Here is a 15,388-nt window from a genome sequence, read left to right on the forward strand (position 1 = left end):
CAATTAAGTTCAAGTTTGTTTTCGATACCGACAGGTGTCGGCGGAAGAAAACGTTTATGCTTCCGGCACCGAAGTGCGTTCCGCTTGTTAGTTGACGTTTTGCTGTTCAGTTTTCAAGGTTCATTTGGTGTCGCGTGTTTTGGCGACTTATCTAATTTAGCATCGTGAAGTGTGAGAGTCAAGCACTTTTTTAATCTATTTTTAAATCTTTTTTCAAACTCACTTGCTTAGCGACGTTTACTATTATAAACAGTATATCCTCATTTCGTCAAGAAAAAAATAAGACACTTTGTAAAGTGTCTTATTCGCTGCGCCCCTCTTGATCCATTGGTTCAACTTTATAATATCGATGGAAGATATTATTGCTCTTTGTTTCTACTCGTTCTATATGAATATATCCTTTATCAACAAGGAATTCGATAAAGACTTCTAAGTCAACCGAGTAGTTACGAAGCTCTTCTTGTTCATGTAATTCCTGAATCGTCCAATGTTCTTTTTTACTCATTACTTCTAGTATATGACGGGAACCATCCTTCGTTCTTGAATGGATCATAAATTCACTTGCTAAAAACAGAAGTTCTAATCTTTTATCAATGGATTCATCACTCGAAAGAAGTTCTTCGTAAAGTTTGTAGATAGCAGGTTCCATAATTTTCACTTGCGACCAAACCGTTACTTCTGGATGTAATCCATTTTCAAAAACAGCTAAACGCGCAAGGTGATGTAGTGAATCCACTATATGATTGTAAGCATCCATATAATTTTTTTGTTCAAAGAATACTTTTCCTTCTAAATAACGTCGAATGAGTTTTGCGAACTCTATCCCCATTTTTATTTTACGACCGTAAAATGGAAAATCTTTCAGTTCTGTTTTTAATTCGTGAACAAATTCGTTTCGATCGAACATGACACGTCCATAAAAAATCCAATCAACGATTTTTCGATTTGTCCCTAGAAGTAACCATTTTCGCAATTGTTTCTCCGTAACAATATGCATCGCTGCCTTTTTATCGTTAAACGTATAATGTTTTGTGAAAACAGGTTGATCAGCGTCTTTTGCTAATATTAATAATATGGTATCGAATGTATCTGTGATTTGACTAACTTTTTCTCTCTTCTCGATTAAAATTACACCGAGTGTGTTTGGTTGGCTCGCTCTCTCCTGATAAATAGGACGTAGAATTTGTTCCAACGAAAGTTCCCCCTCTAAAATAATCAAAATGGTATATGTACTTTTTTCGACAAAGATTGTTAGATTCCTTCAAACGATTTACACTACCAATTATGGTATAGTAAACATGATTAAGGAGGAACACAATATGAAACCTTATAAAAATAAAATAAATCGAATTCGTTCGTTTGCTTTATCATTAATTTTCATCGGATTTGTCATTATGTATATCGGTATATTCTTCCGAGACCATGAAATCATTATGACATTATTTATGTTCTTAGGGCTACTTGCAATTTTAGGTAGCACAGGTGTGTATGCATGGATTGGGATGTTGTCTACTAAGGCTGTTCAAGTCGTTTGCCCAAACTGTGGTAAGCATACGAAAGTATTAGGTCGCGTTGATATGTGTATGTATTGCCGAGAACCGCTTACACTTGATCCTACTTTAGAAGGTCAAGAATTTGATGAAAAATTAAATAGAAAAAATTCATAATGGTTAAGGCTAACATTCAATATAGAATGTTAGCTATTTTTTTGCAAAAAAAAAAGAGCATGTTTATGCTCTTTTATATTATTGAACTTTGCTAGCTTGTGAAATACATGTTGGGCAGGTACCGTAAATTTCCATACGATGCGAGTTAACTTGAAAACCAGTTACATGAGAAGCCAAATGTTCAACTTCGTCAAGTCCTGGATAATGAAAATCAACTATCTTGCCGCATGAATCACAAATAATATGGTAATGATCATTTGTCACAAAATCAAAACGACTTGAAGAATCACCGTATGTCAATTCTTTAACTAATCCCGATTCTCTAAAGACTCGAAGATTGTTATAGACAGTCGCAACACTCATATTAGGAAATTTAGCTTCAAGCGCTTTATATATATCGTCTGCTGTTGGATGGATCATGGATTGAATGAGAAATTCTAAAATCGCATGACGCTGTGGTGTAATTCGAACTCCAGTAGATTTCAGAGTTTCCAATGCGTCGCGTAAATGCATTTCAGTCATCGCCATTCACCTCACTTCATAAATATTCTTATTTTGTAATCGTTATAATTAGTATAAGGATGAAGTAAGGTGAAAGTCAACAATAACCCTTTGTAGCAAGGATTATTAAGCATGCAACCCTTTTTCTTTTTGTCCTAGTCGTAAATTAATAAATCGAGCAGCAACAAATAAGAAATCCGATAAACGATTCAAATAGGCTAACACGAGTGGAGAAACACCTTCACCAATACTTACAGCTGAACGTTCGCCACGTCGAACAATTGTACGTGCAACATGAAGAGCTGCACCAGCAGGATGACCACTCGGTAGTATGAAGTTAGTCAATTGAGGTAACTGTGCATCCCATTGATCAATCCACGATTCCAACTTCGTGATTTCACTTTCTTCTAACTTCCACTTCACTTCCTTACCTGCTGGTGTTGCAAGTTCTGCTCCAACATGGAAAAGTGTAGTTTGTATTTGATGAAATGCTTGTTGAACTTCTTCTTTTTCTTCGAAAAATTCAGTTTGAATATAACTCATAGCAAGTCCGATCATCGAGTTTGCTTCGTCACACGTCCCATAAGCTTCAACAAGTGCATCATTTTTAGCTACACGTGAGCCATAAATTAATGAAGTTGTTCCTTTGTCGCCGGTCTTTGTATATATCTTCATATTAATACCCCTTTTCCACATCTATAACATTTTGAAAATCTGTTCCTTCTTTCATCCATTCCTGAAGGTTCTGTATGAAAATTTCTATAGCTCGTGGTACATACTCAGAAGAATGACTTGATACATGGGGTGAAACGATAACTCCATTCATGTCCCAAAAAGGATGATTTTCTTCTAGTGGTTCATTTTCAAATACATCCAATACGCAAAATGCAATTTGATGCTCGGCCATTGCTTTTATTAACTGCTCTTCTTTTATTAAATCCCCACGTCCAAAATTCATGAAAATAGCATCCTCTTTCATTAAGACGAAATGCTCATATGTAAGAAGTCCACGTGTTTCTGGTGTACTCGGTAATACAGATATAACGATATTCACTTGGGGTAACGTGTCATTTAATTGTTCAAAAGCAATCATATCATCCATGTGTGGAGCTTGTTTTCCCGAACGATTGCAACCAATTGTTTTGACACCAAAAGCTTGCAGTAAACGTCCAATTTCACTGCCAATTGCACCAGGACCTATGATTAGAGCTGTACTTCCAAAAAGCTCACTTGATCCAGAGCGTTTACTCCATTCATTCTTACGTTGTTGAGAATAAATCCATGGCACTGCCCGCTTTATTGCTAATAAATGCGCCATGACCGACTCTGTCATGGGTGTTTTATGAATTCCTTTGACATTTGTAATTAAAATATTTCGTTCACCAATTTCACGTAATGGCATTTTTTCTAAACCTGCTGAAGCAACCATTAGCCATTTCAATGCTAGGGCTTGGCCTAGTGTTTCTTTATTGACATCTTCTCCATAAGTCAAAATAACTTCTGCTGTTTCTAGTGCATTTTGGTCTTTAATTGTAGAAATAGTGAAATCCACTTGAGGAAATTCACTTCGTAGTCGTTGCATTAATTCTTCTTTAACAGTGAAAGTAATTAAAACATTTGTCATTTGGCCATCAACTCACGTAATAACCCAAGTGCCTCTTCAACGTGTCCTTTTACTTTTACTTTTCTCCACTCTTTTACCACTGTTCCGGTCGGATCAATTAAAAATGTTGACCGTTCAATCCCCATATATTCTTTACCATACATTTTCTTGAGCAACCAAACTCCATAAGCTTCGGAAACTGCATGGTCTTCATCTATTAATAATGAAAATGGTAGTCCATGTTTTTCTATGAACTTCGTATGCGCTTTTTCTCCATCTGGGCTAACGCCTAATATAACAGCATTTAAATCACTGAAGGATTCATGAGCGTCTCTAAAGTCGCAAGCCTCCGTTGTACATCCTGGTGTTGCATCTTTCGGATAAAAATAAAGCAGTACATATTGTTTTCCTGCGAAACTATGTAGCGATACATCCTCACCTTTTTCGTTTTTCAAAGTGAAATTAGGTGCTTGCAAACCTTCAAGTGTTGTCATGTTTTATCCCTCCACTTTACTATTTGTTTAATCGTACCGAATAATGGTCACAGTTTCAATTTTCTTGGCGTTCTCCATCCTTTTTGTCTATTATTAAGAATGGTAGAAAACGAACGGAGGATTTATATATGAAAAGAACAAATTCTGAAGCTTTACATCAAGAAGCTTTAAAACATATCGTTGGTGGGGTTAATAGCCCATCACGTTCATACAAAGCAGTAGGTGGCGGTTCACCAACTGTCATGGAAAGAGCACAAGGCGCATACTTTTGGGATGTAGATGGTAACAAATATATTGATTTCCTGGCAGCTTATGGGCCGATTATTACTGGTCACGCACATCCACATATCACAAAGGCTATAACAAAAGCTGCTGAAAATGGTTTATTATACGGAACTCCTACTCCACATGAAGTTAAATTCGCAAAAATGTTGAAAGAAGCAATGCCAGGAATGGATAAAGTACGTTTTGTAAATTCAGGAACTGAGGCTGTCATGACGACGATTCGTGTATCCCGTGCTTACACAGGTCGCACGAAAATCATGAAATTCGCAGGATGTTATCATGGCCACTCTGATTTAGTACTCGTTGCTGCTGGTTCTGGTCCTGCAACTCTGGGTATTCCTGATTCAGCAGGTGTTCCTAAATCAATCGCTAAAGAAGTGATTACAATTCCATTCAATGATCCACAGGCTTTCCAAGAAGCAATGGAGCAATGGGGAGAAGAGATTGCATGTATTTTAGTTGAACCAATTGTTGGGAACTTCGGAATTGTTGAGCCGAATGAAGGCTTCTTGCCTCTTGTTCATGATATCGCGAAACAAAAAGGAGCTCTTATTGTCTATGACGAAGTCATTACAGCATTCCGTTTCCACTATGGTGGTGCTCAAGATATGCTAGGGTTAACTCCTGACTTAACAGCACTTGGGAAAATCATTGGTGGCGGATTACCAATCGGAGCATATGGTGGACGTAAGGAAATAATGGAACAAGTAGCTCCACTTGGCCCTGCCTATCAAGCTGGAACAATGGCAGGAAATCCTGCGTCTATATTATCTGGAATTGCTTGTTTAGAAGTATTAAAACAACCGGGTATTTATGAGGAGTTGGATCGCTTAGGTGCTATTTTAGAAGAAGGTATTTTAAAAGCAGCAGCTAAACATAACGTGACCATTACAATAAATCGTCTAATGGGTGCTTTAACGATTTACTTTACAGATGTGAAGGTTGAAAATTACAATCAAGCTGAAGCAACGGATGGCGAGATTTTTGGTCGATTCTTTAAACTCATGCTAGAACAAGGTATCAATTTAGCTCCTTCCAAGTACGAAGCTTGGTTCTTAACAACTGCTCACACTGAAGAAGATGTTATGCAATCGCTGGTCGCTGTTGACCACGCCTTTTCCAAACTTAAGTAATTTCAGGTTGACCGACTAGCATTGCTACTGTAAGTTAGTAAAAAGCTTGGTAACGAGAAAGGAAATACAACTTTTATGAAACTTGGTGCACGAATCGTTAAAACGGGTGTCGCAATCGTATTTGCGCTGTTCTTGGCTGATTTACTGCATTTACCGTCTCCTGTCTTTGCAGGAATTGCGGCTATATTTGCTCTTCAACCTTCTATTTACCGCTCTTATCTATCGGTAATTGAGCAAATTCAATCAAATCTAATTGGCGCTGGAATTGCCATTCTTTTCGCCCTTATATTTGGTCATCATTTTGTTGCAGTTGGCTTAGCAGCTGTGATCACAATTGCCATTATGTTGAAATTGAAATTAGAAAAATCGATTTCACTGGCCCTAGTTACCATCATTGCCATTATGGAAGTGCAAAGTGATGATTTTATTACGTTTGCACTCATACGGTTTACTACCATTGTGGTCGGTGTCCTCGCGGCATTTATCGTTAATCTAGTATTTATGCCACCTAAATATGAAACGAAGTTATTTCATTCCATTCATATGACAACGGATGAATTAATTCGCTGGACGAGATTAGCTAAACGTCAAGCTTCTGAACATACTGCAACAAAACAAGCGCTTGAAAAAATACGAGAACGATTAATTAAAATCGATCAGTTTTATTTGTTCTATAAAGAAGACCGTAGCTACTTCCGTAACGAAAAACGTGCAAAAGCCCGTAAACTTGTCGTCTATCGCCAAATGATTTCCGTAGCAAATAAGAGTTGGGAAGTTTTAAAACGCCTTCATTTATATGAAAATGAATTAGCAAATTTACCAGATCATTTCCGTTTGATGATTCAAGAAAGACTAGACTTTTTATTGACGTATCATGAACAACTTCATTTGAAATATACTGGGAAGTTAAAGCCCGAGCATTCCCTATGGACGGAAAATGAAGCAATACTTAAACGACATGAAGTTATGGAGATTTTCGCGAGAGAAATCGCACTTTCAAAGGAAGAAGAAATATTCTCTTCTTACCATTTACTACATGTATTATCCGCCGTTCTAGATTATGAAGAACATTTGGAGCATTTAGATACGCTCATTATTTCTCATCAAAATTATCACGGTGAAGAAATTAATGTTGAACTAGAAGACGGATTCTAAACAAAAAGCAGTCATCTCTTTATTGGGATGACTGCTTTTTTGCGTTCGGTTATTTACCATCTTTTACCTTTTCCAACTTAGATGACTATTTTTCCAACTTGGACTCTATTTTTTCCAACTTGGGTCGCTAATTTTCCAACTTGGCGGCCATATTTTCCAACTGAGCCAATGCTCACCAATGTAACAACGGTATAGTTAACAAAACCGTCTATAAAAAGAAGCTATCCATTAAAACGGATAACTTCTTCTTATTAACTCTTCATTCTTGGATCCAATGCATCACGCATACCGTCACCCATTAAGTTAAACCCTAATACAGTTAACATAATAGCTAGACCAGGGAAAAACATCGTCCATGGGGCATTGATGAAATTCACGCGTGCATCTGCCAACATTTTGCCCCATTCTGGTGTTGGTGCTTGAGCTCCTAGACCAAGGAACCCTAGTGCAGCTGCTTCAATAATAGCAGTAGCAATGGCTAGAGTACCTTGAACAATTACGGGAGCCATTGAATTTGGCAAAATATGCGAGAATAAGATTCTTATATCTTGCATACCGATAGCTTTTGCTGATGTAATATATTCTTCTTCTTTTATACTCAATACTTTCGATCGAATCAAACGTCCAAAGTTAGGGACATTAATTATCGCGATAGCAATTAATGCATTTTGCAAAGATGGTCCTAATACAGAAACGACTGCGATTGCTAATAAAATACTTGGGAAGGCTAGCATAATATCAAAAATACGAGAAATGATCGTGTCAATCCATTTGCCGTAATATCCGGCTACAATCCCCAAAATACTACCAACTACTACAGAACCGATAACTGAGAAGAAACCAACCCATAATGAAATACGTGCTCCGTGAATAATACGAGATAAAATATCTCGACCAAAGTCATCTGTACCTAGCCAAAATTGACTAGAGGGTTTTAGCAGACGATTGGCTAACGCTTGATCATTAATGCCTTGAGGTGCTATAAAAGGGCCAATCAAAGCCACGATGATAAAGAATAGGACAATCCCAGCGCCTACGACGGCAACTTTACTTTTCTTAAAGCTTCGCCACGCTTCGTACCAAGGGCCAGCTACTTTATCTGATTGAGGTGCTACATTAGTTGATTTAGGCTCCATTTTGGCCATGTTGAGATTCCTCCTTCTTAATCATATTTAATTCGTGGATCAATTAAGCTGTATAGTATATCAATGACTAAGTTAATCATGACGAAAATAAATGCTACAACTAAAATACCAGACTGGATTACAGGGTAATCACGGAAATTAATTGCTTCATAAATATAACGACCGACACCTGGCCATCCAAAGATCGTCTCCGTTAATATCGCGCCTCCTAGAAGCATCCCCATTTGAAGACCAATAATGGTTAACACAGGAATAATCGCATTTTTCAAAGCATGTTTGTAGACAACCCAGAACATTTTTTGGCCTTTAGCTCTAGCAGTTCGAACGTAATCAGAACGCATTACTTCAAGCATGCTTGAACGTGTCATACGTGCGATAATCGCCATCGGAATAGTCGCAAGTGCTAGACCAGGTAACACTAAGTGTTTTAAAACTGTGCCTAACTGATCAAACCTACCTTGCATAATGGTGTCTAGCACGTATATGTTGGTCATTGATTCTACAGGATTTCGAACTTCTTCACGACCAGTAGTTGGCAGGATACCTAGTTCAATACCAAAAATGTATTGAAGCATTAACCCTAACCAGAAAATCGGCATTGATACACCTACTAATGCTAAAATCATAGCCGTATAGTCAAACCATGAATTTTGGAACCACGCAGAAATAATACCTGCATTCACTCCGACAATAACAGCTATTACTATAGCAAATAATGATAATTCAAAAGTAGCTGCTAAGTATGTCCAAATTTCATTTGAAACAGGATTCATCGTACGCATAGATTCCCCAAGATCGCCTGTTAAAAGGCCCTTTAAGTAATCAAAGTATTGTATATACCAAGGATTATCTAATCCAAGTTTTGTGCGAAGTGCAAGAATAGCTGATTCTGATGCTTGTTGCCCCAAAATTACTTGCGCTGGATCACCCGGTATTGCCCGAATAATCATAAAAACAACAAACGTCATGCCTAATAGTACGGGGATTAATTGTAAGAGTCTTCGTCCGATATAGTGAAGCATTGTCTTCACCTCTCCATCTAATGCAGTATGTATTACTATGAAAAGCGAAGCGGGACACCTTATGGTGACTCCCGCAAAGCTAGTCACAAATTGTTTATTCATTAAAAAATGGGAAGAAATCACGAAGACTTCTCCCCATCAATCTGTCTTTTACTTGAAGTCTACTTTATTTAATCTATCAGACCCTGTTGGATGTGGTGTAAAGTTTACTAAATCTGCGTTACCTGCAAGAAGTGGTGTAGAATGTGCAAGCGGTACCCACGGTGCGTCTGCAGAAATTAATTCTTGAGCTTCAGCGTAAAGTTCATTTCGCTTGTCTTCATCAACTTCAGATTGCGCATTAATTAAGATATCGTGTACTTTATCACTGCTGTAGTAAGCGTAGTTATTGCTTCCGATATTGTCTTTATCAAGCAAAGTGTAAAGGAAGTTATCAGCATCACCATTATCGCCAGTCCAACCTAACATGAAGGCATCTGCTTCACCATTTTTAGTTTTCTCAAGATATGTTGCCCATTCATAAGAAACGATTTTAGCTTTGATACCAATGTCAGCAAGGTTCTTTTGAATAACCTCAGCTACTTTTGTACCATCAGGCATATAAGGACGTGGAACAGGCATTGCCCATAATTCCATTTCAAATCCATCTTCAAAGCCAGCTTCTTTAAGAAGTGCTTTTGCTTTTTCAGGATCAAATTCATAACCTACAACATCGTCATTGTAACCACTGATTGATGGTGGCATAGGATTTTTAGCAATTTCTGCTCCACCATTAAAGAATGCATCAATGATAGATTGTTTGTCGATTGCATGATTCATCGCTTGACGAACTTTTACGTTATCAAATGGAGGTCGAGTATTAGTTAAACCTAAGTACCCAACATTCATTGATGGACGTTCAAATAATTGTAAGTCAGCATTATCTGTTACTGTTTTAGTATCAGTTGGGTTAATCCCGTCAGCTAAGTCAATTTCATTTGTAGCTAAAGCATTCAAACGAGCTGAGTTATCAGGAATTGCACGGAAAATAACTTTATCTAATTTTGGTAATTCTTTATCCCAATAATCAGCGTTTTTATCAATAGTTATTGAATCATTTTTCTTCCATTCAACAAATGTAAATGGACCTGTACCTACTGGATTATCTCCAAATTTATCGCCAAACTTCTCAAATGCTGTTGGGCTTGCAATTGCGAACGGGCTCATTGCAATGTTTTTCAAGAAAGGAGATTGTGCACGTTTCAATTTGAAAACGACTGTAGTATCCCCTTCTGCAGTTACAGAATCGATTACATGACCTTCGTCACCTTTAAAACCACCAAACATTGAAGCGTAGTATGGGAACTGATCTTCTGTTCCATTCGCCCAACGCTCGAAGTTTTTCACTACGGCTTCTGCATTAAAGTCAGTTCCATCGTGGAATTTCACACCTTCACGAAGTGTAAATGTATAAGTAAGTCCATCTTCTGAAGGCTCCCATTTAGTTGCTAAACCTTCATTAATAGTTGTATCTTGTTCACCAAAGTTTAATAATGTTTCAAAAACGTTTTGTGTTACTTTAAATGATTCACCATCAGTTGCTCTTGCTGGGTCTAGAGATACAGAATCTCCACCACGACCAAATACTAGGATTTTAGGCTCTGAACTTTCTCCGCCTTTGTCTTCCCCTTTATCGCCATCTGATGAATCAGACGAACATGCTGCTAAAATCGTTGAGAGGACTAGCATTAGTAACACAGCAAGCGACCACAGTTTCTTTTTCTTCAAATTGACCCCTCCAAAATTTCTATTTATCATTGTTGCGCGTGTTCACCATATAGGTGACAGGCAACAGAATGACCTGATTCAAGTTCTTCTAACTTTGGTACGATTTTTGTACACACATCCATTTTAAACGGACAGCGCGTGTGGAATGTACATCCAGAAGGCGGATTTGATGGACTAGGAATATCTCCTTTAATTAGGATTTGCTCCCGCACAAAATTCGGATCTGGAACCGGTACAGCAGACAATAGAGCCTGTGTATAGGGGTGAAGAGGCTTATCATAAAGCTTCTCACTTACTGCAACCTCAACCATTTTGCCAAGGTACATAACCCCTACTCGGTCACTTATATGTCGCACAACACCTAAGTCATGCGCAATAAATATGTAAGTTAGGTTTAATTCTTTTTGCAAATCTTGCATTAAGTTCAAAACTTGTGCCTGAATCGAGACATCAAGTGCAGACACAGGTTCGTCTGCAATGATAAGTTTTGGGTTAGTCATTAAAGCTCTAGCAATCCCAATACGTTGGCGTTGTCCTCCACTGAATTGGTGAGGATAACGTTTTGCATGATAACTACTTAGCCCTACAATTTCTAAAAAATCACGGACTTTCTTTTTGCGCTCTTTTGAATCACCAATTCCGTGAACAATTAAAGGCTCTTCTAAAATCTTTTCAATTGTATGTCTTGGATTTAAAGATGCATATGGATCTTGAAACACCATTTGAATTTCGCGACGTGCTTTACGCATATCGTCATTTGAGATGCTCGTTAATTCTTTTCCATCAAAAAACACTTTACCTTCAGAAGGTTCTAGTAATCTCATAAGCATGCGGCCAGTAGTAGATTTTCCACATCCAGATTCACCAACAATTCCTAACGTTTCGCCTTTATTAACGTAAAAGGAAACATCATCAACTGCTTTCACATGTCCAGATACTCGACTAAGTAATCCTTTGCGAATAGGAAAATATTTTTTAAGTCCTTCAACTCTCAATAAGGGTTCTGTCATGAGTCAATACCTCCTGATCTTGATACAAGAAGCATCTTGTCTTATGCGCAGACGAAGTTTGATATAAGTCTGGATTCTCTGTTAAACACTTATCAAAGGCAAATTCGCAACGCGCTGCAAATCTACATCCCTGGCTAATTGAACCTGGTTTTGGAACATTACCTGGAATAGAATATAGTCTTTGCTTTTTGAATCGTATATCTGGAACAGATTGCAATAATCCTTTTGTATAAGGGTGTTGAGGATCTTTAAAAATCACTGGTACTGGACCTTCTTCTACAATTTGACCAGCATACATAACGACTACTCGTTCACATGTTTCAGCAACTACACCGAGATCATGAGTTATCAAGAGCACAGCTGTGTTCAATCGATCATTTAAGTCTTTCATTAATGCTAAAATTTGGGCTTGGATCGTTACATCCAGTGCTGTAGTAGGTTCGTCCGCAATTAAAACTTTCGGATCACATACCAATGCCATCGCAATCATGACACGTTGTCTCATCCCACCAGAGAGTTGATGAGGATAATCTTTCATCAATTCTTCACTTCGTGGTAGGCCAACTAATTGCAACATTTCAATTGCACGTTCTTTTGCTTGTTTTTTCGACCAATCTTTTTTATGAATAAGAATAGCTTCCATTAACTGGTTGCCTATTGTGAATAAAGGGTTTAAGGAAGTCATTGGCTCTTGGAAAATCATTGCCACATCATTACCTCTTACTTTACGCATCTCTTTATCACTTAACTTCGTTAAATCTTTATCTCCAAATAGAATTTCTCCACCCGTAATTTTCCCTGGAGGGCTTGGTACTAGACCCATTATGGATAAGGATGTAACACTTTTCCCACAACCGGATTCACCTACGATCCCAAGCACTTCTCCTTCGTGAACAGAAAAATCAATATTATCTACTGCGGGGATTACACCGTCATCTGTAAAGAAGGAAGTTTGCAGACCTTTTACTTGAAGAATCGCTTTACGTGCACTCATGATGTCCCTCCTTTTACGAAACTAAATATTATTTCAGAACATTCGATATGTTCCTTATTATACAAAGATTAATTATAATTGCAATAGTTTTTTTATAAGTACTACTTATTTTTCCCATTAAAAAAAGGCTCTCCTTTTAAGGAGAACCCATATTAATCCACATCTAATTGTTGAACTTGAAATAAACTGTAGTAAATACCCTTCGATTCCATCAATTCATTATGCGTTCCTTGCTCTTTTAGTTCACCATGATTGATAACGAAAATTTGATCGGCATGCGTAATTGTCGATAAACGATGCGCCACAATAATCGTGGTTCTGTTATGTGCTAAACGTTCTAAAGAGTCTTGAATCAAGGACTCACTCTCTAAATCAAGAGCAGAAGTTGCTTCATCCAGAACTAAAATAGGAGGATTTTTCAAGAATACTCTAGCAATAGCTACTCGTTGTTTTTGTCCACCTGAAAGTTTAACTCCTCGTTCTCCAACTTTGGTATCGTAACCTTCTGGAAGAGAAATAATAAAGTCGTGTGCATTTGCAGCTTTTGCCGCTTCGATTACTTCGTTTTCCGTAGCATCAGGTCTACCCATTAAAATGTTTTCTTTGACTGAGTCACTAAATAGTATGTTATCTTGCAATACTATTCCGATATTCTCACGTAATGATTTGATTTTTACATCTTTAATGTCAATGTCATCAATTTTAACTGAGCCACTCGTTGCATCATAAAAACGCGGAATCATACTAATAATGGTGGACTTACCCCCACCACTCATTCCGACAAAGGCTGCAGTTTGTCCCGGTTCAACCGTGAAATTCATATTATCCAAGACTAAATTGTTTTCTTCTTCGTACCTAAAAGAAACTCCGTCGAATTGAAGCTTCCCTTTAACAGAAGGTATATCTTTCGCATATGCTTCATCTTTAACATCATATTTTTCATCCATTAGTTCAAACACGCGATCCATAGAAGCATATGCTTGAGTTAAAGTAGTCGAAGAATTGACGAGTCGTCTTAACGGATTATAAAGTCTTTCGATATAGGCGATGAATGCAACCATCGTTCCAACAGATAAGTTTCCATTAATGACTTGATACCCCGCATAAGCAATAACTAGGAGCGGTGCAACATCCGTAATTGTGTTAACAACTGCAAAGGCTTTTGCATTCCATTTTGTATGATCAATTGCCTTTTCTAAAAATTCATCATTTGCTTTATCAAAAATTCGTTGTTCGTGTTTTTCTAATGTGAAGCTTTTAATAATACTCATACCTTGAACACGTTCATGTAAATAACTTTGAACACCTGCAAGAGCTTGTGATCGGTCACGTGTTAAGTCTCTTAATCGTCCAAAGAAATATTTAACACTTACTGCATAGAAGGGGAATGCCAGCAGTGTTACAAGTGTTAAAGGTACATCCATTGTCAGCATAATTGCTACAGCAATAATAATTGTGGCTAGGTCTAGCCATAAATTCATTAAACCAATCATTACAAAGTTCTTAGTTTGCTCTACATCGTTAATCACACGAGAAATTACTTCTCCAACTCGTGTATTGGAATAAAAACGTAGGCTCAGACGTTGCAAATGACCATATAATTCTTGTCGGATATCATACAATATTTTGTTACTGACGAGTTGCGCATAGTATTGTCGATAATATTCAATTGGTGGTCTCACAATAAAGAAGACGAGTGCGGTTCCACCTAACCAGTAAAATAGGTGCCGTGTTTTTTCAGCATCAGTCAATGTGTCAACACTTATGATATCGTCTATGACGATTTTTATTAGTAAAGGAATAAATAAAGGGATGGCAAATTTCACAATACCAATGACAACCGTGAAAACAATTTGCCAAGTATAGGGTTTAACAAACTTCATATATCTTTTTGTACTGCTCATGCATTCACCTTCCTATCAAAATGAAAAACCTGTTGGAATTCAACAGGCATCATTTACTCACTTATTTTTAGTTGTTTGTGAAAAAGATAACGACTTGTCCACACCTCGATAAAGTCTGGTGCAAATGGTCCTTTACGTTGTTTAATCCAACTAATAAGTTTTTCCACGTTGCGATGTAAAATTAAATCGATTGCTTCAGGATAATCCATTTGTTTTTTATGATCTTCAAATTCGTCTTCGTCTAAAATCGTATACGTCATATCCGGAAAGACTTTTACATCCAAGTCATAATCAATGTATTTTAAAGATTGATTATCGTAAATAAATGGTGAACTGATATTACAGTAATAGTACACACCATCTTCACGCAACATACAAATGATATTGAACCAATGTTCTGCATGAAAATAACAAATTGATGGTTCGCGAGTTAACCATGTGCGTCCGTCAGACTCGGTAACGACTGTTCGTTCATTCGCACCGATAACAATATTCCTTGTTCCTTTGAGAACCATTGTTTCTTGCCAGACGCGGTGGATTTTGCCGTTATGTTTGTAGCTGTGAATCTGAATCGTTTCTCCTTCTGCTGGTATTGTCATGAATAAGCCACCTTTTCGTCGAAGCACAAAATATTTATATATTGTATTGTGTATTCATTATAACAACCTCTATGTAAAAACTATAGCAAAAAAATCAGCGAAGGCGTAA

15 protein-coding genes are annotated in these 15,388 nt (G+C 37.4%); 3 read left to right on the forward strand and 12 right to left on the reverse strand.

Annotated features, from left to right (window positions below; all coding sequences use genetic code 11):
* Positions 1-301: 301 nt before the first annotated feature.
* Positions 302-1,192, reverse strand: coding sequence for a nucleotidyltransferase-like protein (locus tag WBG45_RS02950; RefSeq protein WP_424412306.1), 891 nt, complete (start codon positions 1,190-1,192; stop codon positions 302-304).
* Positions 1,193-1,319: 127 nt separating this feature from the next.
* Between WBG45_RS02950 and WBG45_RS02955 the strand changes: the two genes are divergently transcribed.
* Positions 1,320-1,667, forward strand: coding sequence for a YgzB family protein (locus WBG45_RS02955; RefSeq protein ID WP_424412307.1), 348 nt, complete (start codon positions 1,320-1,322; stop codon positions 1,665-1,667).
* 78 nt (positions 1,668-1,745) lie between these two features.
* Here the strand turns inward: WBG45_RS02955 and perR are convergent, their stop codons facing one another.
* From perR to bcp, 4 genes are all read right to left on the reverse strand, one after another.
* The gene (gene perR, locus WBG45_RS02960; protein WP_424412308.1) at positions 1,746-2,189 is read right to left on the reverse strand and encodes a peroxide-responsive transcriptional repressor PerR; all 444 of its coding nucleotides are present in this window, start codon (positions 2,187-2,189) and stop codon (positions 1,746-1,748) included.
* A 105-nt stretch (positions 2,190-2,294) separates the two neighbouring features.
* Entirely contained in the window at positions 2,295-2,843 is a 549-nt protein-coding gene (locus tag WBG45_RS02965) for a cob(I)yrinic acid a,c-diamide adenosyltransferase (protein ID WP_424412309.1), read from the reverse strand.
* A 1-nt stretch (position 2,844) separates the two neighbouring features.
* Positions 2,845-3,792 (reverse strand): D-2-hydroxyacid dehydrogenase, encoded by a 948-nt coding sequence (locus WBG45_RS02970; RefSeq protein ID WP_424412310.1) that lies wholly within the window; start codon positions 3,790-3,792, stop codon positions 2,845-2,847.
* Entirely contained in the window at positions 3,789-4,265 is a 477-nt protein-coding gene (gene bcp / locus WBG45_RS02975) for a thioredoxin-dependent thiol peroxidase (protein ID WP_424412311.1), read from the reverse strand. The genes WBG45_RS02970 and bcp overlap by 4 nt, the downstream gene beginning before the upstream one ends.
* A 128-nt stretch (positions 4,266-4,393) precedes the next feature.
* Here bcp and WBG45_RS02980 point away from each other — a divergent pair, with 128 nt between their 5' ends.
* Together WBG45_RS02980 and WBG45_RS02985 are read left to right on the forward strand one after the other, a co-directional pair.
* Positions 4,394-5,683 carry a glutamate-1-semialdehyde 2,1-aminomutase gene (locus tag WBG45_RS02980; protein ID WP_424412312.1) on the forward strand — a complete coding sequence of 430 codons (1,290 nt, stop codon included), beginning with the start codon at positions 4,394-4,396 and terminating at the stop codon, positions 5,681-5,683.
* Positions 5,684-5,758: 75 nt separating this feature from the next.
* Positions 5,759-6,838 carry an FUSC family protein gene (locus WBG45_RS02985; protein ID WP_424412313.1) on the forward strand — a complete coding sequence of 360 codons (1,080 nt, stop codon included), beginning with the start codon at positions 5,759-5,761 and terminating at the stop codon, positions 6,836-6,838.
* 251 nt (positions 6,839-7,089) lie between these two features.
* On the opposite strand, the gene WBG45_RS02990 is transcribed toward WBG45_RS02985, so the two are convergent.
* The 7 genes from WBG45_RS02990 to ntdP form a co-directional block, all read right to left on the reverse strand.
* Positions 7,090-7,983, reverse strand: a complete 894-nt coding sequence (locus WBG45_RS02990; RefSeq protein ID WP_424412314.1) for an ABC transporter permease — start codon at positions 7,981-7,983, stop codon at positions 7,090-7,092.
* 17 nt (positions 7,984-8,000) lie between these two features.
* Positions 8,001-9,005 (reverse strand): ABC transporter permease, encoded by a 1,005-nt coding sequence (locus tag WBG45_RS02995; RefSeq protein ID WP_424412315.1) that lies wholly within the window; start codon positions 9,003-9,005, stop codon positions 8,001-8,003.
* Between the two features lie 150 nt (positions 9,006-9,155).
* Positions 9,156-10,772, reverse strand: coding sequence for an ABC transporter substrate-binding protein (locus WBG45_RS03000; RefSeq protein ID WP_424412316.1), 1,617 nt, complete (start codon positions 10,770-10,772; stop codon positions 9,156-9,158).
* Positions 10,773-10,798: 26 nt separating this feature from the next.
* Positions 10,799-11,782, reverse strand: coding sequence for a dipeptide ABC transporter ATP-binding protein (locus tag WBG45_RS03005; protein WP_024533885.1), 984 nt, complete (start codon positions 11,780-11,782; stop codon positions 10,799-10,801).
* Positions 11,757-12,776 (reverse strand): ABC transporter ATP-binding protein, encoded by a 1,020-nt coding sequence (locus tag WBG45_RS03010; protein ID WP_424412317.1) that lies wholly within the window; start codon positions 12,774-12,776, stop codon positions 11,757-11,759. The genes WBG45_RS03005 and WBG45_RS03010 overlap by 26 nt, the downstream gene beginning before the upstream one ends.
* A gap of 152 nt (positions 12,777-12,928) precedes the next feature.
* Entirely contained in the window at positions 12,929-14,680 is a 1,752-nt protein-coding gene (locus tag WBG45_RS03015) for an ABC transporter ATP-binding protein (RefSeq protein WP_424412318.1), read from the reverse strand.
* A 53-nt stretch (positions 14,681-14,733) separates the two neighbouring features.
* Positions 14,734-15,279 carry a nucleoside tri-diphosphate phosphatase gene (ntdP, locus tag WBG45_RS03020; RefSeq protein ID WP_024533882.1) on the reverse strand — a complete coding sequence of 182 codons (546 nt, stop codon included), beginning with the start codon at positions 15,277-15,279 and terminating at the stop codon, positions 14,734-14,736.
* Between the last annotated feature and the right edge of the window lie 109 nt (positions 15,280-15,388).

The organism is Paenisporosarcina sp. (assembly GCF_049671445.1).
Taxonomy (GTDB): Bacteria; Bacillota; Bacilli; order Bacillales_A; family Planococcaceae; genus Paenisporosarcina.